Annotated in this window: 24 protein-coding genes and 1 pseudogene; 13 read left to right on the top strand and 12 right to left on the bottom strand. The window is 41.7% G+C overall.

Going from position 1 to position 22,466, the window contains the following annotated elements:
- Positions 1-29 precede the first annotated feature (29 nt).
- The 9 genes from trkA to W03_RS02320 all read left to right on the top strand — a co-directional run bounded on the left by trkA (position 30) and on the right by W03_RS02320 (position 9,832).
- Positions 30-1,481, top strand: a complete 1,452-nt coding sequence (gene trkA / locus W03_RS02280; RefSeq protein ID WP_244071004.1) for a Trk system potassium transporter TrkA — start codon at positions 30-32, stop codon at positions 1,479-1,481.
- Positions 1,482-1,493: 12 nt separating this feature from the next.
- Positions 1,494-2,954: a TrkH family potassium uptake protein gene (locus W03_RS02285; RefSeq protein WP_244071006.1), complete on the top strand. Its 1,461-nt coding sequence runs from the start codon at positions 1,494-1,496 to the stop codon at positions 2,952-2,954.
- 308 nt (positions 2,955-3,262) lie between these two features.
- Positions 3,263-3,619 carry a response regulator gene (locus W03_RS02290; protein ID WP_244073679.1) on the top strand — a complete coding sequence of 119 codons (357 nt, stop codon included), beginning with the start codon at positions 3,263-3,265 and terminating at the stop codon, positions 3,617-3,619.
- 366 nt (positions 3,620-3,985) lie between these two features.
- Positions 3,986-4,795: a methane monooxygenase/ammonia monooxygenase subunit C gene (locus W03_RS02295; RefSeq protein WP_244071008.1), complete on the top strand. Its 810-nt coding sequence runs from the start codon at positions 3,986-3,988 to the stop codon at positions 4,793-4,795.
- 174 nt (positions 4,796-4,969) lie between these two features.
- Positions 4,970-5,794: a methane monooxygenase/ammonia monooxygenase subunit A gene (locus W03_RS02300; protein WP_244071010.1), complete on the top strand. Its 825-nt coding sequence runs from the start codon at positions 4,970-4,972 to the stop codon at positions 5,792-5,794.
- Entirely contained in the window at positions 5,794-7,056 is a 1,263-nt protein-coding gene (locus W03_RS02305) for a methane monooxygenase/ammonia monooxygenase subunit B (protein ID WP_244071012.1), read from the top strand. The genes W03_RS02300 and W03_RS02305 overlap by 1 nt, the downstream gene beginning before the upstream one ends.
- Before the next feature lie 129 nt (positions 7,057-7,185).
- Complete coding sequence (locus W03_RS02310) at positions 7,186-7,845, top strand: alpha/beta hydrolase (RefSeq protein WP_244071014.1); 660 nt, start codon at positions 7,186-7,188, stop codon at positions 7,843-7,845.
- Positions 7,846-8,425: 580 nt separating this feature from the next.
- A complete protein-coding gene (locus W03_RS02315) occupies positions 8,426-8,863 on the top strand; it encodes a DUF3293 domain-containing protein (protein WP_244071016.1) in 438 nt (145 codons plus the stop codon).
- 87 nt (positions 8,864-8,950) lie between these two features.
- A complete protein-coding gene (locus W03_RS02320; protein WP_244071018.1) occupies positions 8,951-9,832 on the top strand; it encodes a Tim44 domain-containing protein in 882 nt (293 codons plus the stop codon).
- Positions 9,833-10,114: 282 nt separating this feature from the next.
- On the opposite strand, the gene W03_RS02325 is transcribed toward W03_RS02320, so the two are convergent.
- The 4 genes from W03_RS02325 to cysK all read right to left on the bottom strand — a co-directional run bounded on the left by W03_RS02325 (position 10,115) and on the right by cysK (position 13,075).
- A complete protein-coding gene (locus W03_RS02325) occupies positions 10,115-10,375 on the bottom strand; it encodes a hypothetical protein (RefSeq protein WP_244071020.1) in 261 nt (86 codons plus the stop codon).
- A 361-nt stretch (positions 10,376-10,736) separates the two neighbouring features.
- Positions 10,737-11,147 (bottom strand): heme-binding protein, encoded by a 411-nt coding sequence (locus W03_RS02330; RefSeq protein WP_244071022.1) that lies wholly within the window; start codon positions 11,145-11,147, stop codon positions 10,737-10,739.
- Positions 11,148-12,098: a serine O-acetyltransferase EpsC gene (epsC, locus tag W03_RS02335; protein ID WP_244071024.1), complete on the bottom strand. Its 951-nt coding sequence runs from the start codon at positions 12,096-12,098 to the stop codon at positions 11,148-11,150.
- Positions 12,095-13,075 carry a cysteine synthase A gene (cysK, locus tag W03_RS02340; RefSeq protein ID WP_244071027.1) on the bottom strand — a complete coding sequence of 327 codons (981 nt, stop codon included), beginning with the start codon at positions 13,073-13,075 and terminating at the stop codon, positions 12,095-12,097. Before cysK ends, epsC begins: the two co-directional genes overlap by 4 nt.
- Before the next feature lie 235 nt (positions 13,076-13,310).
- Here cysK and W03_RS02345 point away from each other — a divergent pair, with 235 nt between their 5' ends.
- From W03_RS02345 to W03_RS02355, 3 genes are read left to right on the top strand one after another with little or no spacing between them, the layout of a single operon-like run.
- Positions 13,311-13,571, top strand: a complete 261-nt coding sequence (locus W03_RS02345) for a Rho-binding antiterminator (RefSeq protein WP_244071029.1) — start codon at positions 13,311-13,313, stop codon at positions 13,569-13,571.
- Between the two features lie 24 nt (positions 13,572-13,595).
- Positions 13,596-14,669, top strand: a complete 1,074-nt coding sequence (mutY, locus tag W03_RS02350; RefSeq protein WP_244071031.1) for an A/G-specific adenine glycosylase — start codon at positions 13,596-13,598, stop codon at positions 14,667-14,669.
- 3 nt (positions 14,670-14,672) lie between these two features.
- Positions 14,673-15,269 carry a 5-formyltetrahydrofolate cyclo-ligase gene (locus W03_RS02355; RefSeq protein ID WP_244071033.1) on the top strand — a complete coding sequence of 199 codons (597 nt, stop codon included), beginning with the start codon at positions 14,673-14,675 and terminating at the stop codon, positions 15,267-15,269.
- 240 nt (positions 15,270-15,509) lie between these two features.
- Here the strand turns inward: W03_RS02355 and W03_RS02360 are convergent.
- From W03_RS02360 to lptC, 8 genes and pseudogenes are all read right to left on the bottom strand, one after another.
- Positions 15,510-15,689, bottom strand: a pseudogene (locus tag W03_RS02360) (hypothetical protein); the annotation flags it as partial.
- A 224-nt stretch (positions 15,690-15,913) separates the two neighbouring features.
- Positions 15,914-16,867 carry an HPr(Ser) kinase/phosphatase gene (gene hprK / locus W03_RS02365; RefSeq protein WP_244071035.1) on the bottom strand — a complete coding sequence of 318 codons (954 nt, stop codon included), beginning with the start codon at positions 16,865-16,867 and terminating at the stop codon, positions 15,914-15,916.
- The gene (locus tag W03_RS02370) at positions 16,854-17,321 is read right to left on the bottom strand and encodes a PTS sugar transporter subunit IIA (RefSeq protein ID WP_244071037.1); all 468 of its coding nucleotides are present in this window, start codon (positions 17,319-17,321) and stop codon (positions 16,854-16,856) included. The genes hprK and W03_RS02370 overlap by 14 nt, the downstream gene beginning before the upstream one ends.
- A gap of 87 nt (positions 17,322-17,408) precedes the next feature.
- On the bottom strand, positions 17,409-17,735 hold the full coding sequence (hpf, locus tag W03_RS02375) for a ribosome hibernation-promoting factor, HPF/YfiA family (protein ID WP_244071038.1): 327 nt from the start codon (positions 17,733-17,735) through the stop codon (positions 17,409-17,411).
- Positions 17,736-17,753: 18 nt separating this feature from the next.
- A complete protein-coding gene (locus W03_RS02380; RefSeq protein WP_244071041.1) occupies positions 17,754-19,205 on the bottom strand; it encodes an RNA polymerase factor sigma-54 in 1,452 nt (483 codons plus the stop codon).
- A gap of 52 nt (positions 19,206-19,257) precedes the next feature.
- Positions 19,258-19,980 (bottom strand): LPS export ABC transporter ATP-binding protein, encoded by a 723-nt coding sequence (lptB, locus tag W03_RS02385; protein ID WP_244071043.1) that lies wholly within the window; start codon positions 19,978-19,980, stop codon positions 19,258-19,260.
- Between the two features lie 37 nt (positions 19,981-20,017).
- On the bottom strand, positions 20,018-20,548 hold the full coding sequence (gene lptA / locus W03_RS02390) for a lipopolysaccharide transport periplasmic protein LptA (protein WP_244071045.1): 531 nt from the start codon (positions 20,546-20,548) through the stop codon (positions 20,018-20,020).
- The gene (lptC, locus tag W03_RS02395) at positions 20,548-21,126 is read right to left on the bottom strand and encodes an LPS export ABC transporter periplasmic protein LptC (RefSeq protein WP_244071047.1); all 579 of its coding nucleotides are present in this window, start codon (positions 21,124-21,126) and stop codon (positions 20,548-20,550) included. Before lptC ends, lptA begins: the two co-directional genes overlap by 1 nt.
- A gap of 241 nt (positions 21,127-21,367) precedes the next feature.
- Here lptC and nadA point away from each other — a divergent pair, with 241 nt between their 5' ends.
- Positions 21,368-22,465: a quinolinate synthase NadA gene (gene nadA, locus W03_RS02400; RefSeq protein ID WP_244071049.1), complete on the top strand. Its 1,098-nt coding sequence runs from the start codon at positions 21,368-21,370 to the stop codon at positions 22,463-22,465.
- The last annotated feature ends 1 nt before the right edge of the window (position 22,466 follow it).

A 22,466-nucleotide genomic window follows, 5' to 3' on the forward strand; every position in this document is an offset into this window, starting at 1 on the left:
AAAGAACTTAACGCTGGATAGATTCTAAATTGAAGATCATTATTCTAGGAGCAGGCCGAGTTGGGTCGTCGGTTGCCGAAAGTTTGGTGAATGAGGCCAATGACATCACTATGGTCGACATTGATCATGAACGGTTATCAATTTTGCAAGATAGGCTGGATTTGCGTACTGTTGTGGGAAATGCTTCGTATCCATCCGTTTTGGTCGATGCAGGAGCTATGGATGCCGATATGATTTTAGCGGTGACAGAGCACGATGAAACGAATTTGGTGGCGTGTAAACTGGCTGCCAGTCTATTTAATACACCAACCAAAATTGCTCGCATTCGTTCAACTGAATATTTAAAGAATCCGGAGATTTTTTCTGATGAAATTTTTTCTGTTGATTATGCTATCTCTCCTGAGCAAATACTTACTGAATATATAGAGAAATTAATCGAATTTCCAGAAGCCCTGCAGGTTCTGGACTTCGCTATGGGAAAGGTCAGTATGGTGGCTGTACGAGCATTGCAGGGTGGGGCGTTAATCGGGCAGCAATTGCAAGAGTTGCGTAAGCATATTCCAAATGTGGTAATTCGTGTCGTAGCAATTTTCCGCAAAGATCGCCCTATTATTCCTGAAGGAAGTACTACTATTCAAGAAGGTGACGAGGTCTTTTTTATTGCCGCAACTGACGATATTCGAAAAGTTTTTCGGGAATTGCGCAATATGGATAGACCTGTGAAGCATGTGATGATTGCAGGGGGAGGGAGAATCGGTAGGCGCCTCAGTCGTACGCTAGAAAATGATTATCAAATTCGCATTATTGAACATAATCCTAAAGCATGCGAGATGCTTGCATCAGAGCTCAATAATGCTTTGGTGTTAAACGGCGATGCAACGGATGAATTGTTATTGGAAAGTGAGAATATTGCTGAAATGGACATGTTTTGTTCATTGACGAACGATGATGAAAATAACATCATGTCTGCGTTACTGGCAAAACGTTTAGGTGCCCATAGAGTTATCGCCTTGATTACTAGGGGAACTTATGTGGATTTAATGCAGGGTAGTGGTATTGATATCGCTATTTCTCCTGCTCAAGTTACCATTGGCTCTTTACTGGCTTATGTAAGGCGTGGCGATGTTGCTGCGGTACATAGTTTAAGGCGAGGTGCGGCAGAAGCTCTGGAATTGGTGGCTCATGGCGATGAAAAATCATCAAAAGTGGTTGGTAGAAAAATTGAAGACATTAAGCTTCCTAGGGGAGCTATGATCGGTGCTATTGTTAGGGGATTACCGAAGTACGAAGGAACGTGGCGAGAACGCCTTGTTACCGATATTGATACAGTGAGTGATGATTTGATAAGAGATGCTCAGGTTATTATTGCACATCATGATACTGTGATTCAGTCCGATGATCACGTTATTTTGTTTGTGATCAATCGGAAAATGATTCGTGAGATTGAAAAATTATTCCAGGTTAACGTAGCTTTTTTATAATAAATACGCAACATGAATCGTCTTTATCGCGTTGTTAATGTTTTAGGTAAGATGGTTCTGGTTTTTGGATTTGCAATGTTGGTTCCGTTGTTTTGGTCTATATGGATGGATGACGGTGCCCAGACCCTATTTGGCAAATCGGTACTGATCACTGTTGGCGGCGGGCTTCTATTGTGGTTGAGTACCTCTAATTATAAACGCGAAGAACTACAAACCAGAGATGGCTTTCTTCTGGTGGTCTTGGTTTGGTCAGTATTACCCGCATTTGCAATGATTCCGTTTATTTTATTATTACCAAACCTAAGTATTAGCAAAGCTTATTATGAAGCGGTTTCTGGATTGACGGCAACAGGAGGAACGGTATTATCTGGATTGGATGCGCTACCGACCTCAATCAACTTATGGCGCGGCGAAATAGTGTGGTTGGGCGGTATGGGTTTAATCGTATTGGCAGTGGCAATACTGCCATTATTAGGCGTTGGTGGTAGGCAGTTGTTGAATGCTGAAATTCCCGGACCTATGAAAGAAAATAAACTAACACCGCGCATTGCTGAAACGGCAAAGGGTTTGTGGGCAATTTATACTAGCCTAACGTTAATTTGTATGATTGCTTATTATTGGGCCGGTATGAATGGCTTTGATGCGATTATGCATGCTTTTACAACAATGGGTTTGGGGGGGTTTTCTTCGCATGATGCTAGTTTTGCATATTGGAATTCGCCTTTAATCGAAGCTATTGCAATGATCTTTATGTTGTTTGCTGGCATTAATTTTGCAGCGCACTTTTTGGTTTTGCGTACTAAAAGTTTGAAGCCTTATCGCTATGACTCTGAAGCTTTCTTGTATATTTCTATTGTGCTACTAAGTTGCTTAGGATCTGCATTATATCTTTGGTTGTCAAATACTTATCCTGATATGTTGACGGCCTTGCGCTATGCGGCTTTCAATGTGATTTCCGTGGCTACCACCACTGGTTATAGTAACACTGATTATAGTGCGTGGCCTATTCTGATACCTTTATGGATGTTGTTGTTATCGGGAATTGCCACTTCGTCTGGTTCTACCGGTGGCGGAATAAAAATGGTACGTGCGCGCATTTTGTATAAATTGGTTTATCGAGAAATGATTTCCATCATGCATCCTCAATCAATAACGCCTTTAAAAGTAGGTAGAAATATAGTGTCGAATCGGATTATTTTGTCGGTGCTAGTGTTTTTATTTGTTTATGCTGCTAGTTACGTGACCATGGTGCTTGTACTTACTTTTAGTGGTTTGGATTTTATGACTGCATTTTCTGCAGCGGCGGCGTGTTTAAACAATTTGGGTCCTGGGCTTGGTAGTATCGGTCCAGCTGGTAATTATGCGTCTTTAACAGATTTGCAAATTTTGATTTGTAGTTTTGCAATGCTACTAGGGAGACTGGAATTCTTTACGCTGCTCGTTATATTGACGCCGGCTTTTTGGAAGAAATAAGAAGCAGTTAATTAGGCTTGCCAGAATGATACGCTTCAAATTATATTGACATTTGTTTTAAGTGATCAGGATATCTCAGATTTTTATCGCGCCTTGTTGTGTCCGGAATTGATTAAGATAATAGCTGGGAAAGTAATTAGAATCAGGCTGTTAATTTAGTAAAGTAATATCAATTACTTTTGTAGGGCGTATTAATTTGCTTTTTTGTAGAGTAATCAATGTATCTGTTTCTATCATTAGGAGTTTAACTTTACAAGGAGTTTTTGTTTGTGAGTGAGATCAATAAAGCTTTAAAAGAGATTAAAGTGATGATTATTGATGATAGCAGTACTATTAGAAAGAGTGCAGAAATTTTCCTAAAACCTTCAGGGTGTGAAGTTATTACGGCTGAGGATGGATTCGAGGCAATGTACAAGATTGTTGATAATCAGCCTGATATTATTTTTATAGATATTGTGATGCCTCGTTTAAATGGTTATCAGGCTTGTATGTTGATTAAAAAGAATCCTGTCTATCAATCGATTCCAGTAATTATGTTATCTAGTAAAGATGGCTTATTTGATAAGGCGAAAGGAAGGATAGCGGGTTCCAGCGATTATTTGACCAAGCCTTTTTCGTCAGAAAATTTGATCAATATTATTCAAAAATACGTAACCACAGCATAAGTAGTATTGGCGCTATGGTTTCTTCTCTTGTAACTGAAATGTTTAAAGCCACAAAAATAGTTTTTATTAAAATATGGGCTTTTCCAAAAGAATAAAAAGGAATAACATATCTAGATATCGAATATTTTTAGAAATAAGAATATTTGGTTATAGTTTTATGACAAATAGTTCTTGACGAGTTGGGGGTATGTCGACTAGCCTGGAGGGTGTAGCTGGGTTGGGGGGAAATATACTCTGATTTAGTTGCTAAAAATTTAAGTATAAGAGCAGTAGAAGATAGAATAATTCGTGAAGAATTAGGTAGTAAGTAATAAAAAAAGAGAGAGCAGTATATTTAATTAACGAAGAGCGGTAAGGAGGTAGGATATGGCAACGACGTATGGCACGAGTAGTGCGAGTAAGAGTGCTGATTATGACATGTCGCTGTGGTATGACTCAAAGTACTACAAATTAGGCATGCTGACGATGTTATTGGTAGCGATATTTTGGATATGGTATCAAAGGACATTTGCATATTCGCATGGAATGGATTCGATGGAACCTGAGTTTGACAAGGTATGGATGGGTCTGTGGCGAGTACACATGACACTGATGCCGCTGTTTGGGTTAGTGACATGGGGTTGGATTCTGAAGACTCGTGATACGAAAGAGCAATTAGACAATTTGGACACCAAGCTGGAGATCAAACGTTATTTTTACTGGATGATGTGGTTGGGTGTTTATTTGTTTGGTGTTTACTGGGGCGGAAGTTTCTTTACGGAACAAGACGCATCTTGGCACCAAGTGATTATTCGTGACACGAGCTTTACGCCAAGTCACGTAGTGGTATTTTACGGTTCGTTCCCGATGTACATTGTATGTGGTGTAGCGTCATACTTGTATGCGATGACCCGTCTGCCGCTGTATAGCCGTGGCACATCCTTCCCGTTGGTGATGGCAATTGCTGGTCCATTGATGATTCTGCCGAACGTAGGGTTGAACGAATGGGGACATGCATTCTGGTTCATGGAAGAATTGTTTAGCGCGCCATTACACTGGGGCTTTGTGATTCTGGGTTGGGCTGGTTTATTTTCGGGTGGAATTGCAGCACAAATCATTACCCGTTATTCAAACCTGACCGATGTAACCTGGAACAATGCTAGCAGAGAAATTCTGAATAACCGCATCGTTCCTTAAATAAGGAGCACATCGGAGTTTTTCGTTAGGCGACGAAGGGACTTTCGGTGAAGTGGGTACGTTAGTCTCGTAGGCTAGGGGAAATAATCTACGAGGCTAGCGTAAGAAAAGAATAAATAGGCGCGAGGAAATTGGGTCTATGAATTTAAATAAAATGAATATAGGGAGGGTCTAGTGAGTAGAACAGACGAAATTATAGCGGCGGCCAAGATGCCACCGGAAGCGGTAAGGATGTCGAGATACATTGATGCGGTGTATTTTCCGATTCTGTGTATTCTGTTGGTAGGAACATTCCACATGCACTTTATGCTGTTGGCAGGTGACTGGGATTTTTGGCTTGATTGGAAAGATCGTCAATGGTGGCCGGTAGTAACCCCGATTGTGGGCGTTATGTATTGTGCGGCATTGATGTACTATTTGTGGGTAAACTACCGTCTGCCTTTTGGCGCGACACTGTGTATCGTGTGCCTGTTGGTAGGTGAATGGTTAACCCGTTACTGGGGATTTTACTGGTGGTCACACTATCCACTCAACTTTGTACTGCCATCGACCATGATTCCTGGCGCATTGATGTTGGATACGATCATGTTGTTGACAGGTAACTGGTTGATAACCGCGTTATTAGGTGGTGGATTCTGGGGATTGTTTTTCTACCCAGGCAACTGGCCGATATTTGGCCCGACCCACTTACCAGTGGTAGTAGAAGGCGTACTGTTATCAGTTGCTGACTACACGGGTTTCTTGTATGTACGTACTGGTACACCGGAATATGTGCGTTTAATTGAGCAAGGTTCATTGCGTACGTTTGGTGGTCACACGACGGTTATTGCTGCGTTCTTCTCGGCATTCGTATCGATGTTGATGTTCTGCGTATGGTGGTATTTTGGTAAAGTTTACTGCACCGCTTTCTACTATGTTAAAGGTGAAAGAGGACGTATTTCTATGAAGAATGACGTAACTGCTTTTGGTGAAAAAGGCTTTGCACAGGGGATCAAATAATGAATATGAAAAGCATTTTTAAACTAGGCGTGTTAGGTCTTTACGGAGCTGCGATAGGTGCGGCATCATTAGCGCTGACGTTGGGCGCTGATGTAAAAACGGCATCGGCACATGGTGAACGTTCGCAAGAGCCGTTTCTTCGGATGCGTAGTATTCAGTGGTATGACATGAAATGGCAACCGAAAGTCACGAAAGTGAACGACATTGCTACGATGACTGGTAAATTTCACTTGGCAGAAGATTGGCCACGTGCGGTAGGTAAGCCTGGACGTGCGTTTTTTAACGTGGGCAGTCCGAGTCCGGTGTTTGTACGCTTGAGCACCAAGTTAAATGGTCACCCGACCTTCATATCAGGTCCGTTAGAAATTGGACGCGACTATGAATTTGAAGTGAAACTGAAAGCACGGATACCTGGACGCCATCATATGCATGCGATGGTAAACGTGAAAGACGCGGGTCCGATTGCAGGTCCTGCATCTTGGATGAACATTTCAGGTAGCTGGGATGACTTTACCAATCCGATTACCACATTAACGGGTAAAAACATTGATCTGGAAACTTTCAATTTCAGCAATGGTGTATTCTGGCACTTGGTATGGTTGGGTCTTGGCTGCTTCTGGATTGGCTACTTTGTAGCGAAACCGATGTTCTTGCCACGTAGTCGGGTATTGTTGGCGTATGGAGACGAATTGCTGACATCACCGACGGACAGGAAATTTGGTCTTGCGATGGCGATTCTGACCTGTGCGATTGTATGGGGTGGATATCGTTATACAGAAACGGTTCATCCGTACACGGTACCGATTCAAGCGGGTGAATCTAAAGTAGAGCCATTACCGATTGCACCGAATCCGGTAGCGATTAAAGTTACGCATGCGAACTATGACGTACCTGGACGTGCGTTGCGCGTTACGATGGAAATTACCAACAATGGTGACTCACCGGTTAGTATTGGGGAGTTCACTACAGCGGGTGTTCGTTTTGTTAACAAACTGGGTCAAACACATTTAGATCCGGACTATCCGAGAGAATTGGTTGCGACTGGTTTATCGATGGATGATGACAGAGCGATTCAACCTGGTGAAACACGTGAAGTTAAGATGGAAGCCAAAGATGCGTTATGGGAAGTACAACGTTTGATGGCGTTATTGGGTGATCCTGAAAGCCGTTTTGGTGGATTGCTGATGACTTGGGATGACAGTGGTACACGTTATATTAACAGTATTGCGGGAGCCGTTATTCCAGTGTTTACCAAACTATAATCGAAGATAGATTGGTTTAGGTTTAAACACAAAGCGCCGGTACACCGCTGTCGAAAGACAGATAGGGTACCGGCGCTTTCTATTTGCCGATTGAGTTTTCAAGTGAATATTTGATCAGGGGTTCATGAATTGTTACCAGCAATTGAAATTGAAACAGGTGAATTGCCGGAATATGTAATTATATGGTTGCATGGTTTGGGTGCGGATGGTAATGATTTCCTGCCTATAGTTGATCAATTGAATCTTCCATTGAATAAATCTATACGATTTGTATTTCCTCATGCGCCAGAACGACCGATTACTATTAATAATGGCTATGTTATGCGAGCATGGTATGACATTAAAGGCTCGAATTTTAATGCTAGTGAAGACGAATTAGGAATTCGTCGCTCCCAGAGAGCGATTGAAGCTTTGATTGAGAGAGAAATTGAGAATGGAATAGCAACTGAGCGAATAGTAGTGGCGGGATTTTCTCAAGGTGGCGTAATGGCTCTGCAAGTAGGTCTAAGATACACAAAACCACTTGCGGGAATTTTAGCGTTATCATGCTATTTATCGCTTTCCGAATCGCTTGTAGCAGAGATAAATCGGAAAAATCTCACAATTCCGATTTTTATGGCGCATGGAATTGACGACAATGTAATACCATTATCTTATGCTATAAGATCAAAAGAAATGATAAGGGCGGTAGGGTATACGCCTGAATGGCACGATTATTCCATGATGCACAGTGTGTGCAATCAGGAGCTGCACGATATTAGTCAGTGGATACAAAAAGTATTTTCATAGATAAGGAATTCGTTTGCAACAACTCGGGAAAGAGATCAAGAGATTGATAAAAATTTATCGCTACTCGTTTTATTTCTGGAAATGAGAAAGTATTGCGGTCTGATTCTAATCTGGTTGTTCAAAATAATAGAGTACCAGGTCGTGAAATTGTATTGGCACGAGCTAGGCTCACACATCTCTAGTGAAGGTAATATGCACATTTCATGATGGTTTGCAGTCTACCAGAGGAGGTTAAAAAAACTTTTAAGAGGATTTTCGTTATGGAGGCTCTGCAAAATGGGGATAAATACCCATAGTGCTTTACCGTCAATTCGTCCAGCATATCTCATAGAGAGCTAAAACAAATAGAGAAGTCGAGATTGTTCTGTAGTGCTGTAACTGATTGCCAAGTTGCTCGATTGCGCAAAAAGTTATAGTGGACAGAGGATGACGAGTAGATACAAGAGCAAATAGAAATAATATTCTGAAAAACAATATGATACGAAAAATGGAGGATATTTTTGAGAATATTAGTGGCTAGTGTGCGACTATCAGTGGTTTCTTGTGAAATGAAATATCAACCACCTTGGTAATTTTTCTTATGATTGATACTTCAAACTCGATAATCGATAAAAAATTGATTGCTAGCTATTACCAAACACAGTATTGGGTTTCTATAGAGCGCGAGAAGGTAGTCGTTTTCATTGATCGTTATTCGGAACGGATCAAGTCGCTACTGATTCAATTCGGGGCATCCTGTGCGGCTATTGTGACAGCTTATAATTCGTATAGCCAATTGAGTAGTGAGAATGCAAATTGCTTTGCAAATGAATTGCTAAGAAATTTTTTGGCCCAGAATCACTACCACTTCCTTGAAAGTTTGAATGTTGACCCCACTCAAACATGGCCACCGGAAAAAAGTTTTTTTGTTTTTGGTCTCGAGTTTCACGCTGCGCAAAATATTGGACGACAATTTGATCAGAATGCCATTGTATGGATGAGGCATGATGCAATCGCACGGTTAATTTTATTGCGTTAGCAGAAACGAGCAGAATAAAAATATTGTAGTGGTGTTAATAAACACGATAATATATTCAACTTCGATAACCTTGTTTAGGAGACAACTATGAAGAAGATGTTCACTTACCTGACATTGGCTATCTTCAGCTTTGGACTATTTGCGTTTGATGCTGTCGAAGCAGAAGCAGCCAAACGTATGGGGGGCGGTAAAAATATCGGTTCTCAACGACAATCGATCAACCAGCAACAAGCAGCGCCAAGCAGTTCTAAACAATCTCCTGCTGCACCTGGGGCGACGCCTTCGACTGGAAGTAAATGGGGTGGCGCGCTGGCTGGCTTGGCTGCGGGCGGGCTTTTGGCGGCACTTTTTATGGGGGGCGCTTTTGAAGATATTAACATGATGGATATGTTGGTTCTGGCTTTGTTGATTGGTGCAGTATTTTTTGTGATACGCATGCTGCGTAAACCAAAGATGGCAGGACAGGGTGCGCGTATGCAGTATTCCGGAATGAATACGGATACGCAAGGTCAATTCAGTGCGCCGCCTTTTGGCGCTGCTGGAAACACTGTTTCATCGATGGATAATGCTGCTACGGCTCAGCAACCTAATATTCCTGCGGGATTTAAGGTGGAACCATTCCTGCGCAATGCGAAAAACTCTTTTATTAAGTTGCAAGCTGCCAATGATCGTGGCGATGTCAATGAAATTCGTGATTATGCAACACCAGAGATGGTTGCTGAGATTACTACTCAAATTAATGAAAGAAATGGCGCGCAACAACAAACCGAAGTCATGTTTATTGATGCTAATTTACTCGAAGTTGAAACCACGAGCGATACAGCCATTGCAAGTGTGCGTTTTACAGGTCAGTTGAGAGATTTGCCTAATGGCGAGGCTGAATCTTTTGATGAAATTTGGCATGTACAGAAAGATCTTAAAGATCCAAATGCCACATGGTTACTTGCGGGTATTCAGCAGATCTCTTAGTGTGATTACGGAAAGTTAATTTTCCTAACTTTCATTCTTCAATCCGGAAACTGTTTTTGATTCATCTAAAAGACAGTTTTTCCGGATTTTTAGTTTACAGTCTTTAAAGTGTTGTCATATAAATATGCTAACGAAGCTGTCAAAGGTACTAACTGATTATTGCAAACATCACATGCTTTCAATCAATTCAAAGAATCTTACAAGTCACTAACGGGCGCTATCCTAACCAATCACTGTATTTTGCTACAGAGACGGGTGAGTATGCTGTCAATACGTTTCCAGTTAGTTTATTTTGTTGATCGTTTCTGAAGATTTATCTTGGATAGAATCTTTTGTTTCTTCTAATCTATTTTCAATTCTTTTTCTTATACATTCTGCTTCACTTCCAGTGCAAGTAGCTTCTTCAATTCGGTTTACCGTTTCATTGGCTCCTCTTTTAATATCATTAGCAGTTGCGGTAGCTTTTTCTGATATCGTTTCATCTGCGTACACATTCATGACTGAAAGTGATAATGCTAAAATTATGAATGAATATAATCTCATTTTATATTTCCTTTGTTTTGGCGAGTAATTGCTCGTTATGTGGTTTTAATAAAGGGAATTCATTAATCCGGAAGCTTCCATAGCTTAAGAAGGAATGCTACGATCATAATCAATTCTGCGACAAATACGTTTGAATTTTTCATACCAGAGCTCTGGCTATGCCAAAAAACACTAGAGCGTTAGTTTCACAGCAACACTAATAAATGTCAATGCTCAACCTTGCGTAACTGATATTGATTCTTGTTGCCAAAGTTGGCAGCATGACTCTCGGATATTTACTGCACACCTTCAAAATTGAATCGATAGTCGGTGAGTTTTTTGTAAAGAGCAAAATCACTAGAAAAAAGAATTATTTTCTTGTCTAATTTTGTATAAATGCATTAATTCCTGCTTGGGCGATCTGAGCATCCTGATTAGATCGCACACCGCTGACGCCAATTGCGCCGACAAATTGACCGTTGATGACAATCGGAAGCCCGCCTTCGATCGGTAGGGCTCCCGGTAAATTCAAATAGCGCAGGTGACCTTGGTTAATATTGTCTTCCAGAACTTTAGTCGGGCGCCGAAGGGCAATCGCTGCGCGTGCTTTCTCGATCGCGATTTGTATGCTACCAAACTGAGTGTCGTCTAAGCGCTGCAAGTAGAGCAAGTGCCCGCCATCGTCCAAGATGGCAATGACAACCGGCCATTGGTTCGCCAGTGCCGTTTGCTCGGCTGCCTGAGCGATTTTTTTGGCGTCCGCTAAAGTTAGCATGATTTTTTCTGTTGTCATTTAGATCCCGCCTCCATTTTCAAATACTTCATTTCGCATCTGTGCTTGTGAAACGTTACTTCCAGGTGGAACCGAACGGGTTAGCCACACATTGCCGCCAATGGTGGACCCACGTCCTATGGTGATTCTTCCTAGAATCGTTGCGCCGGCATAAATTACCACATCGTCTTCCACAATCGGATGACGTAAATTGCCTTTGACCAAAGCGCCACTTTCATCGACCGGAAAGCGTTTTGCACCGAGTGTAACAGCTTGATAGAGGCGCACATTATTACCGATGATGGCGGTTTCTCCAATGACAACGCCAGTGCCATGGTCGATAAAAAAACTACTGCCGATTTGTGCGCCTGGATGGATCTCAATACCCGTTTCTGAGTGTGCGATTTCTGAGATCATGCGAGCGATTAGCGGAACACCGAGCTGATAGAGTACATGTCCGAGGCGGTAGTGCATGGTTGCCATGATGCCCGGATAACATACTAAGACTTCGTCAATGTTACGTGCGGCGGGATCGCCTTCATATGCTGCTTTGATGTCACTTTCTACTAGTCGGCGTATTTGTGGAAGCTGCTTGGCAAATGCTTGCGCGATGATCGCTGATTGCTTGCGGTCTTCGTTGCTGAGAATTTCCAAACCGGAGTTGTAATGAAGTTCGTGCTGGATTTGTACCATCAATTCACGTAATGTCCGGTTCAGAGTATGTCCAACATAATGATCGATTCCTTCATCAGCCAACTCGGAAGATCCTAATCGATTAGGAAATAATGCAGCACACAAGCCTTCAGTGACGCTGGCTAGAATTCGACGCGACGGCAAGCGTGGTGGCGCGGTGTGGCGGTTGCGACTCTCCAAATTTGTTACACGAATGTTGCGTAATTCAATAACGATTTCATCTACATTCAGGTGTGTATTACGCACTAGAATGTCGCGTGTTCTTTTGGTTGTGCTCACAGCGGTGTCATGCCTTGCTCGTCAAACATGCCTTCAAACAGGATGCTGCTTAAATAGCGCTCTGCAGAATCTGGCAGTATGGTTACAATGGTTTTTCCGGCATTTTCAGGACGCTTGGCTTGGCGTATGGCAGCTACTACGGCGGCACCGCAGGAGATACCAGCCAGTATGCCTTCTTCTTTGGCCAAGCGGCGCGCGTATTGAATGGCTTCTTCATTCGTAACTTGTTCGACGGCATCGATCAGTGACAAATCCAAGTTATCCGGTACAAAGCCAGCGCCAATCCCCTGAATTTTATGCGAGCTTGGTGTCAGTGTTTCACCGGCACGTTTTTGTGTAATCACAGGACTAGCCGATGGTTCAACGGCTACCGAAATGATGTTCTTGCCGCGAGTTTTTTTGATATACCGTGAGACGCCGGTTATCGTACCACCGGTTCCGACACCCGCAACGAAGATATCCACTGCGCCATCGGTATCCTCCCAAATTTCCGGGCCAGTCGTTTTTTCGTGAATTGCTGGGTTGGCAGGGTTTTTGAATTGTTGTAGCAAGACATAGCGGTTTGGATCGGAATCAACGATTTCCTGTGCTTTGGCGATTGCACCATTCATGCCTTTTGCTCCTTCGGTCAAGGCAAGTTTTGCACCCAATGCTACGAGCAATTTACGCCGCTCTAGACTCATAGTTTCTGGCATTGTCAGAGTCAGAGGAATACCCCGGGCTGCTGCAACAAAAGCTAGCGCAATGCCGGTATTACCGCTGGTTGGCTCAACAATTTCCTTTCCTTTACCGAGCAGCCCTTTATGCTCAGCATCATCAATCATTGCCGCACCAATCCGGCATTTAACTGAATAAGCCGGATTGCGTCCTTCAATTTTCGCTAATATCAATGCGGGAGCGCCATCGGTGATACGATTCAGGCGTACCAATGGAGTCCGTCCAATAGAGAATGCGTTGTCTTTAAACCAATTTGCCATGAGTTTTCCTCTGTGTGCTAATGAATGACAGAATATCAGCTTTTGACTATAGCGCAGTCATGCTGAGATTAACAGGTCGTTGAATGTTGCTATTTTTTTATTATTAATGCGTGATAGCAAAATGAAAAATTTACCATGCTTATCCCGGGAAATGCAATTAATTGTAACGTTGATCGAACATCGCAAAGAATCCTGTATAGTACGGTTTTTACAGATAGATCGGAAAGGAGTTTCGATGAATGCAGAGGTAATTTCATGCGAGCTGCATGATTTCGTTGAAGTGGCTTGCATGTATGGTTATCACTTAAGGGTGGTACTCAAGAATCAGCAAATCGTAGAAGGTAAAGCGCTAGATATTGTCAATTCGCCAGAAAAGCGTGAATGCCTGATTATTGATCAGAGTGGCGATGATAAGCAGTACATTGATTTGACTGAACTGGTCAAAATGGAGGTGTTAACGCCAAATGCTCGGTTTAAGGAAGTTGTTTTTGATTAAGATGTTTTTTTGCTATAAAAACGGATGATAACTATTGCTTCATTATTGATAGATTGGCATCGCAAATATGGACGCCACGATTTGCCTTGGCAAAAAAATCGTGATCCATATGCAATCTGGGTATCCGAGATTATGCTGCAGCAAACCCAGGTCAATACGGTTATTCCTTATTATCATCGTTTTATGCAGGCTTTTCCTACTGTCGCTAGCTTGGCAGATGCGCCATTGGAGGCTGTCTTGGCGCTGTGGAGCGGTCTTGGTTATTATTCGCGCGCACGGAATTTGCATGCATCGGCACGTATAGTGGCATCAAACTACCAATGTCGCTTTCCTGTCGACCGATGCTCACTGGAGCAATTGCCTGGGATAGGGCGCTCCACTGCTGCGGCAATTGCAGTTTTTTCGTTTGGACAGCGCGAAGCGATTTTGGACGGCAATGTTAAACGTGTGTTTGCGCGTTATTTTGGTATTGATGGTTTTCCAAGCGAATCCAAGGTGCAAAAAATACTTTGGGAGAAAGCGGAAGAGGCTTTGCCTCATGATTATCAGAATGGCCAGATTGAAGCCTATACGCAAGCGTTAATGGATTTAGGTGCAACGGTTTGTAGTCGGGGTGCGCCGACGTGCGAAGTCTGCCCGTTAAATCGTTATTGCATTGCTGCAATTGAGCGTCGTATAGATCAACTACCTACACCAAAACCGCGCAAATCACTACCACAAAAGGAAGTCATTTTTTTGTTTTTGTTGCGAGATCGAAAATTATTTCTGCAAAAAAGACCAACTTCTGGTATCTGGGGTGGGTTATGGTGCCTACCTGAAATCAGTGCAGGAGTGGATGTTTCGGCGTATTGCTCAGATCAGTGGCATATCCAAGTCAAAACATTGCATGAATTGCCTATTTTGAATCATCAGTTTACTCACTTTAAATTGCGTATTTATCCAAAACTGTTGACGATCCGATCGGAAAAGATGGCTTTGTCTGACGATTCGATCTGGATATATCCTTCTGAGGCTCTGGAGCGTGGCATTCCAACTCCGGTTAGAAAGTTATTGCAGCGTACTTTTTCATCATCGAATAACTTGGCTATTTTTATATAAGTGATGAATACCGATTGGTCGACTTGGCGTAAAGAAAAACGTAAACAACTGATTGCCGCGCGCGAAACAATTCGACCGGAAGCGCACCAGCAATGGAGTCAGAGTATTACTGATTTTCTCAAACAAGAGTTTCCGCAGCTGCAAAAGATGATTGTTGGAATTTATTGGCCATTCCGTGGTGAGTATGATCCGCGCGCCATCGCACAATACTTACTCAATGGAGGTGCTACCTTAGCACTCCCAGAAGTTATTCAGCGGAATGAAGCTTTGCGTTTCTGTGAATGGACACCGGGTATGGCAATGAAAACCGGATCGTATGGGATCGCAGTACCCATAGATTCTCGACAAGTGTTGCCCAATGCATTGTTGATTCCTATGGTGGGGTTTGATGCGTACGGGTATCGTTTAGGTTATGGCAGTGGCTATTTTGACTGCACGCTCGCTGCTTATGATCTCCTGCCTTTGACTATCGGCATTGCGTTTGAATTGCAGCGATTGGAAAATATCCATCCACAATCGCACGACATACCTATGCAGTATATCGTGACAGAAGCGGGTACCTTTTGTTGTAACGACAACCTGATAAATAGGGAAGATTAGTTGTGTTTAAAGGATTCTTTAAAGTCATGTGTTTGTAAGACTTACTATTAAAATGTAGAAGACTAGAGAGAGGTTGTAGTGGATTAGCTTAAATAATAGATAAACTACCACAGCTCCTAGCTTTTTACTCCCCAACGTGGAGTGAGAGAGTGATTGATTTTTAAATAATCCAAGATGCGAGCTACGACAAAATCAATCCTTCAATAGGAGGGCATAAAAAATGTGGTGTGTTTTTTCAAATCAGGCCACCATTTTCAAAGTTGATGTATGTCTTTCCGTATTTTTCCCGATCTTTAACCCCGGATACCAGTGTTCAAAATGACGGTGTAAATCGTTATTCAGAGCCGCCGTTTTCGTTTGTAACAGATAATGGAGGTCTTGCGTCCATTGCATTTGCTGTTTCTTAACCTTCGGTCTAGCGCTCTTTCAACATTGCCATGCCAAAGTACCTTTGGTGCTTTCTAAGGCACCGGTGAGCTAATAATTGCGCTAACAGGCGAATTCCCGTAAGGCATTCCGGATGCGTCGGTAAGCGCGTGTGTGACGGGTTTTTTGATCGGGTATGGGAAGAGCTTGATTGGATCAATGACATTCAAGTTTTGCAGAATGTCGTGGATAATTATACGGCGGAACTGCCTTAGTGTTCAATTTTTCGTCTCTGTAGAATTATCCATTTCACGTTCTTGCCGTTCGATGAAATCCTTGGTGCTATCGATACCACGTAGTTGTAGCACATAATTTCGTACAGCAGCTTCTACCAGAACCGCTAAATTGCGACCCGCTGCAACAGGGATGATTACTTTGCGAATATCGACGTTCATGATGTTTTGATTGAGATTGCTCAATGGTAAGCGTTCTAGTGCTACTTGATCTCCAGAGACGCCATTTTGTAAGTGAACAATCAATTTCATGTTTTTGCGGCGCCTAACCGCGGTTTCACCAAAAATGGTGCGGATATTCAATATCCCTAATCCACGAACTTCCAGATAATCTCTCAACATCGGAGGGCAACGTCCTTCAAGAGTTTCAGGCGCAATGCGGCGCAACTCTACAATGTCGTCTGCAACCAAGCCGTGTCCGCGGCTAATAAGTTCAAGCGCCAACTCACTTTTACCAACACCGCTTTCACCTGTGATCAATACACCCATACCTAATACATCCAACAGTACACCATGTAAAATACAAGAAGGCGCGAGTACACTGCTGAGATAGGTACGAATTACCCAGATGATCTCAGAGCTGGGATATGGGGATCTGAGCAAAGGGATGTTGGCGTCATTGGATAGTGCAAGAATGGACTTGGGTGCCTCAGCATTATCCGCAATAATGATACAAACCATATTACTTTGTATCAATTGGTTGATTTTTTTTTCTAACGTATGGGGATCGAGCCGGTTTAAATAATTGATTCCGTCGCTATTTAATACTTGAATCCAATCAGGTTGAATGAAGTTCAAGTAACCAATGGCTTCTTTGTCATTATGTAAGACAGAATCGTCTGTGAGTAATTTATTGTTTCCCTCGTAGCCTGAAACCCAACTGAGTTTAAGCTTTTCCTTCTTGTCTTCAAATAATTGCGCGATGCTAATTTGTGACATTTGGTTTCCAATCAGCAATCATTTGGTGAATTGCAGCACCATCTTTGTGGCGTAAAAGATTATCGCGAAATTGTTTGTCACTAAACATTTGCGCCAATTCACTAAGGATCTGTAAATGCTGGTCGGTAGCTTTTTCTGGGACGAGCAAAATACAAGCGATATTGACAGGTTGACCATCAGGGGCATCAAATGGAATCGGTTCTTTTAAAGTTACTAATGCTGCTACGGCTTCACGCAATCCTTTGATACGACCGTGTGGAATTGCCACGCCTTGCCCTAAACCGGTTGATCCGAGTTTTTCGCGGGCAAATAAGCTTTCAAAAACCTGACTGCGTGCAATTTGTTTTGTGTTTTCGAATAATAATCCGGCTTGTTCAAATACCCTTTTTTTACTGGCAACATCTAAATCAACAATGACATTGGCTGGAGGAAGTAGCTGAGAAATGAGATTCATTAAGAATTTGTTTTTTTTAATAATTATTTTGACGGAATATTGTTAATACGCATTTGTGTGACAGTCTTTATGAAAAAGTTAATGTGCTTAAGATTCAAAATCATGATCTTTTAATCCACTATGATTGCGTTTTTCAAGATTCTTTTCTTTATGTTTAAGTATTTGCCTATCTAATTTATCGACCAAACTGTCAATCGATGCGTACATGTTTTCACTTTCTGTTTCGACAAAAATATCTTTACCGCGAATATGAATGTTTGCCTCTGCTTTTTGTACTAGCTTTTCTACCGACAAGATGACGCTAACATCAATAACATGATCGAAATGCCGTGTTATTTTACCGATTTTTGAAGTAACGTATTCACGCAATGCTTCAGTAATTTCTACGTGATTGCCGATAAGCTTAAGATTCATAGTAATCCTTTATTCTATTTAAAATGTTTTGCGAAGATTAGCTGGAGGGATTTGTAATATTTCCCGGTACTTGGTGATGGTTCTGCGTGCGACAACGATTCCTTGTTGCATTAAAACCGCAGCAATTTTACTATCGCTTAAAGGTTTTTTAGTGTTTTCTTGCTTAACTAATTCTTTAATCAGCGCGCGAATTGCTGTAGCTGAGCAAGCACCGCCAGTATCTGTTGCCAAGCGGCTACCGAAAAAATATTTAAGTTCAAAGATACCACGCGGTGTATGCATAAATTTCTGTGTTGTTACTCGTGAGACCGTTGATTCGTGTAGATTTAATGTTTCTGCGATCTCTCTGAGAACGAGTGGTCGCATAGCTACTTCTCCATGTTCAAAAAATTGTTGTTGGCGTGCGACAATAGCAGTGGCGACTTGCAAAATTGTTTGTGAGCGTTGTTGGATATTCTTGATCAGCCACTTAGCCTCAGTCAGTTGACTTGATAGATTATTAGTGGCATTTTGTTTTAGTATGTTAGCATACAGACGATTAATATTTAGACGCGGTAAAGCAGCCATATTGAGCTCCGCAATCCAAGTGTTATTTTTCTTTTTTATAATAATGTCAGGTATAACATATCGTTCGATCGATGCGTTAAATTCTGAGCCAGGCTTTGGATTTAGATGTGTGATTAACTTCTGAATTGCTTGTAGTGCCTTATCATCGCATCCCAGTAATTTTTTAATTTGACTGTAGTCATGAGATGCCCAAATCTGTAAGTACTCCGCAATAATTTTAAAAGCTTCGTTTCGATAAGGTGTTTTTTCAGGCATGGCTTGCAACTGTATGAGCAGACATTCTTGCAAATTGCGTGCACCTACGCCAACTGGATCGAGTGTTTGTAAGTCTTGCAAAGCAACTTCTAAATCATTGGGGTCGATTTCAAATTCGGGTGGTAAGAATGCATTCAATTCATCCAAAGATTGTGTCAGATAGCCGTCTTCATCCAAGCTGTCAATCAACAGAGTGATAATTTCTCGGGTGAATTCAGAAATTCTTTGTGAGCAGGCGACCTGAGTAAGCAAATGTTCTCGTAAAGTGATAGGTTTTGCAGGAATTTGAGGTCCATCGTAGTCATCGTCCTCTAAAGCCTGGTATGTTGGGAAATCTTCCTGTTGCCATTCCGGACCGCTATCATATTCTTTGTCGTTTATATTCGAATCTTCTGAGGGGAGCGTTTCAGTAATTTTACTTTCATTGTTAGTTTCATGATTGCTAGATTCAATCTCTATTTCTGAGCAATCATCATTGACCGGTATTCGATGAGTATCCAACAACTCCAGCAACGGATTTTCTTGCACAATCCGCTCGATTTCTTGACTTAACTCAATAGTAGAGAGCTGCAACAATCGTATCGATTGCTGCAGTTGAGGTGTCAATTTAAGTTGATGCGAAAGCTTTAGTTGCAGTGCTGGTTTCATGATTCCAAGAAAACGATCATTGTGTTAGAAATTTAATTTTTTATTCATTATGTTACAGTTTAAAATGTTCACCCAAATAAACTGCTCTGACTCGTTCGTCATGAATGATCTCCTCAGGTTTTCCTTTTGCCAGTACATGTCCTTCGCTGATGATATAGGCCCGATCACAAATTCCCAAAGTTTCTCGAACATTATGATCGGTAATCAAAACACCAATGTTGAGCTGCTTAAGAAATGCAACAACTTTTTGAATATCGATGACGGCAATTGGATCAACACCTGCAAACGGCTCATCTAGTAAGATAAACCTTGGTTGCGATGCCAAAGCTCGTGCAATTTCAACACGTCGGCGTTCGCCACCGGACAAACTCATAGCGGAATTATTGCGCAAATGTGAGATATGTAAATCGTTTAATAGGCTATCTAAATGGCATTGTTTTTCGTCCTCTCCGAAATTTTGTAATTCTAATACTCCTAAAATATTCTCTTCAACGGTTAAGCGTCGAAAAATAGAAGTCTCTTGGGGTAAATAGCTTAAACCAAGTTTTGCGCGATGATGAATGGGTAATCGGCTGAGGTCAATATCATCCAATGTTATTTCACCTCCATCCAAGCCAACAAGTCCAACTACCATATAAAAGCAAGTAGTCTTGCCAGCACCGTTGGGGCCTAGTAGTCCAACGACTTCACCGCTATTTAACGAAAATGACACATCTTTAACTACGGTGCGTGATTTATAACTTTTTCTCAGTTGATTTGCTTTTAATTCACTCATTCCAGATTGCCACTTATTTCGATGCTACGCAGGTTAGTTATTCTGATTTATTCTTGGGTTGAATGGTGATATGCACTCTTTTGTTGGGAGCTGATTCGATATTGCGATTATCATTTCCAATTACTTTGAAAAATTCATTGCTCATTTCATACGAAATGTAATCGCCATTTACTTCGTCTTCGCCACGTTTCAAGCGAGCGCGGCGAAATAATTCAATTTTGTCAGCTTTACTATCGTATTCCGCGCGCTCGCTCCAACCTTCGACATATTCATTCAAGCCATCGCGTTTTTGGCGAAAGGTAACTAAATTCCCAGTAGCGATGGCGTGACGAAAGCCATCGATGTCTTCTTTCATGATCAATTTGTCTGCCTTAATGCGTAGTGTGCCTTGAGTGAGAATGACATTGCCAATAAACGTACTGATGCGAGTGGATTCTTTACGATTGACATCATCAACTGTCGCTCGATCCGCTTCAAGGTGTATCGGTTTATTTCGATCAGCTTTTTCAGCCAATACGTTGGTAATAATAAAAAATGACAAAGCGCACGCCGTGAAAAATAATTTCATTATTTTGATGATGATTTGAAGTTGATAGCTTTTACATTGGATAGAAGTTGCAGAATACCTGTTTGATTGTCCAATTCCATTCCGATGGCACTGATTCTGGAGCCTGGTTTAGAAATTGTTACAGCGTGATTTGTGATGACCATGCTTTCATCAGGAATAAGATACAAGAAATCAGTTGTTAAAGTAATTTGATCTTTTTCATTTTCAGTACCGCGAATAGCGGTGACGTTTTCTCTTAGATAAATATTTTGGTTTTTATCTCTGATCTCTGCAATATCTGCTTGTAAGCGAAACACAGGTTTGCCTTGTCCAGAGTTTACGAAGCTGACTTGCTGCATACGCGTGACATTTTCTTCATGATAATGCGATAAGGTTTCCGCCGAGAAATTTCTACGATTGGCTTTCGTATGGTTCATTTGAATACCAGATACTCCTTCAATAATATAATCAGGATTATAAAACATGCCTTTACCGTTGATGGATTCATAAGGCCGATAAAGCTGATCCAACCATAATGCTACCAGCGCAAGAAAAATAAACACCGCAAGTGGAAAACTAATATGGGAATATTTAATCATACTAGATAAAGAAAAATGGCCGGTTTGATGATTGCAGTAAAATTAATTTATTCGACACAACAACTTAAGGCTATTCAAAGTTCTGTATGGTATGAATTATATCAGAACCGGATATTTTTACTTTTTATGATGAATTCATCTTTTCTTTTACGTTGGCTTGCAAATAGTGCATTTGAATCTGTATCTTAGTATGATAATGTGCATCATTTCAGTCATTACCGGAAGGAAGTAAACAAATATTATGCAGCATGAAGCAATTGATTTTGAACACTATGATTTACTACAAGATGAAGCGTGTGCTCAGCGTATTATTGAGGCCAAAAAAATGCTTGGAAAGCGTGCGGTTATTTTGGCGCATCACTATCAACGTGCTGATGTTTACCGGCATGCCGATTTGACGGGGGACTCTTTAAAGCTTTCATTTTTAGCGGCACAAACCGATGCAGATTATCTAGTTTTCTGCGGCGTGCATTTTATGGCGGAAGTCGCAGATATTCTTTCTAGCCCGCAGCAAGTGGCTATTTTACCTGATATGTCTGCAGGTTGTTCGATGGCCGATATGGCGAGCTTATCGAATGTAGAGAGAGCTTGGCGTGATTTAGCGGATGTCTTGGATCCCGATGAAAAAATCACACCGGTAACCTACATCAATTCGGCAGCAGATCTAAAAGCTTTCTGTGGCGAGCACGGTGGAATTGTATGTACTTCCAGCAATGCTGGTAAAGTACTGCAATGGTCTTTTAAGCAGCGAGAAAAGGTATTGTTTTTTCCAGACCAACATTTAGGGCGTTGGAGCGGTCATCAATTGGGTATCCCTTTGGATGAAATGGTAGTGTGGAATTTTGATGAACCTTTAGGAGGGCTTACGCCTGAGCAAATTAAGAAAGCCAAAATTCTACTGTGGAAAGGCCATTGCTCGGTTCATCAAATGTTCCAACCACATCACATTATCCGGTTTCGTAATCAGCATCCGGATGGCATCGTTATTTCCCACCCAGAATGTAGCTTTGAGGTTTGTAAAGCATCCGATTTTGTCGGCTCTACGGAATACATTATCAGAACCATTGCTGAGGCGCCAAATGATACGCGCTGGTTAGTTGGTACCGAGTTGAATCTGGTCAGTAGAATTACTGAGGAATTTAAGTCGCAAGGAAAGATTATTCAATTTATGTCACCGATGGTGTGTATGTGTTCAACTATGGCACGTATCGATCCACAGCATTTGGCTTGGACACTGGAAAATCTAGTCAATGGTAATGTGGTCAATCAAATCAAAGTACCGGAAAGTGAGGCCAAGCTCGCTAAATTATCATTGGATCGAATGCTAAAGATCTCATAGT

The organism is Nitrosomonas sp. PY1 (genome assembly GCF_022836435.1).
Lineage (GTDB): Bacteria > Pseudomonadota > Gammaproteobacteria > Burkholderiales > Nitrosomonadaceae > Nitrosomonas.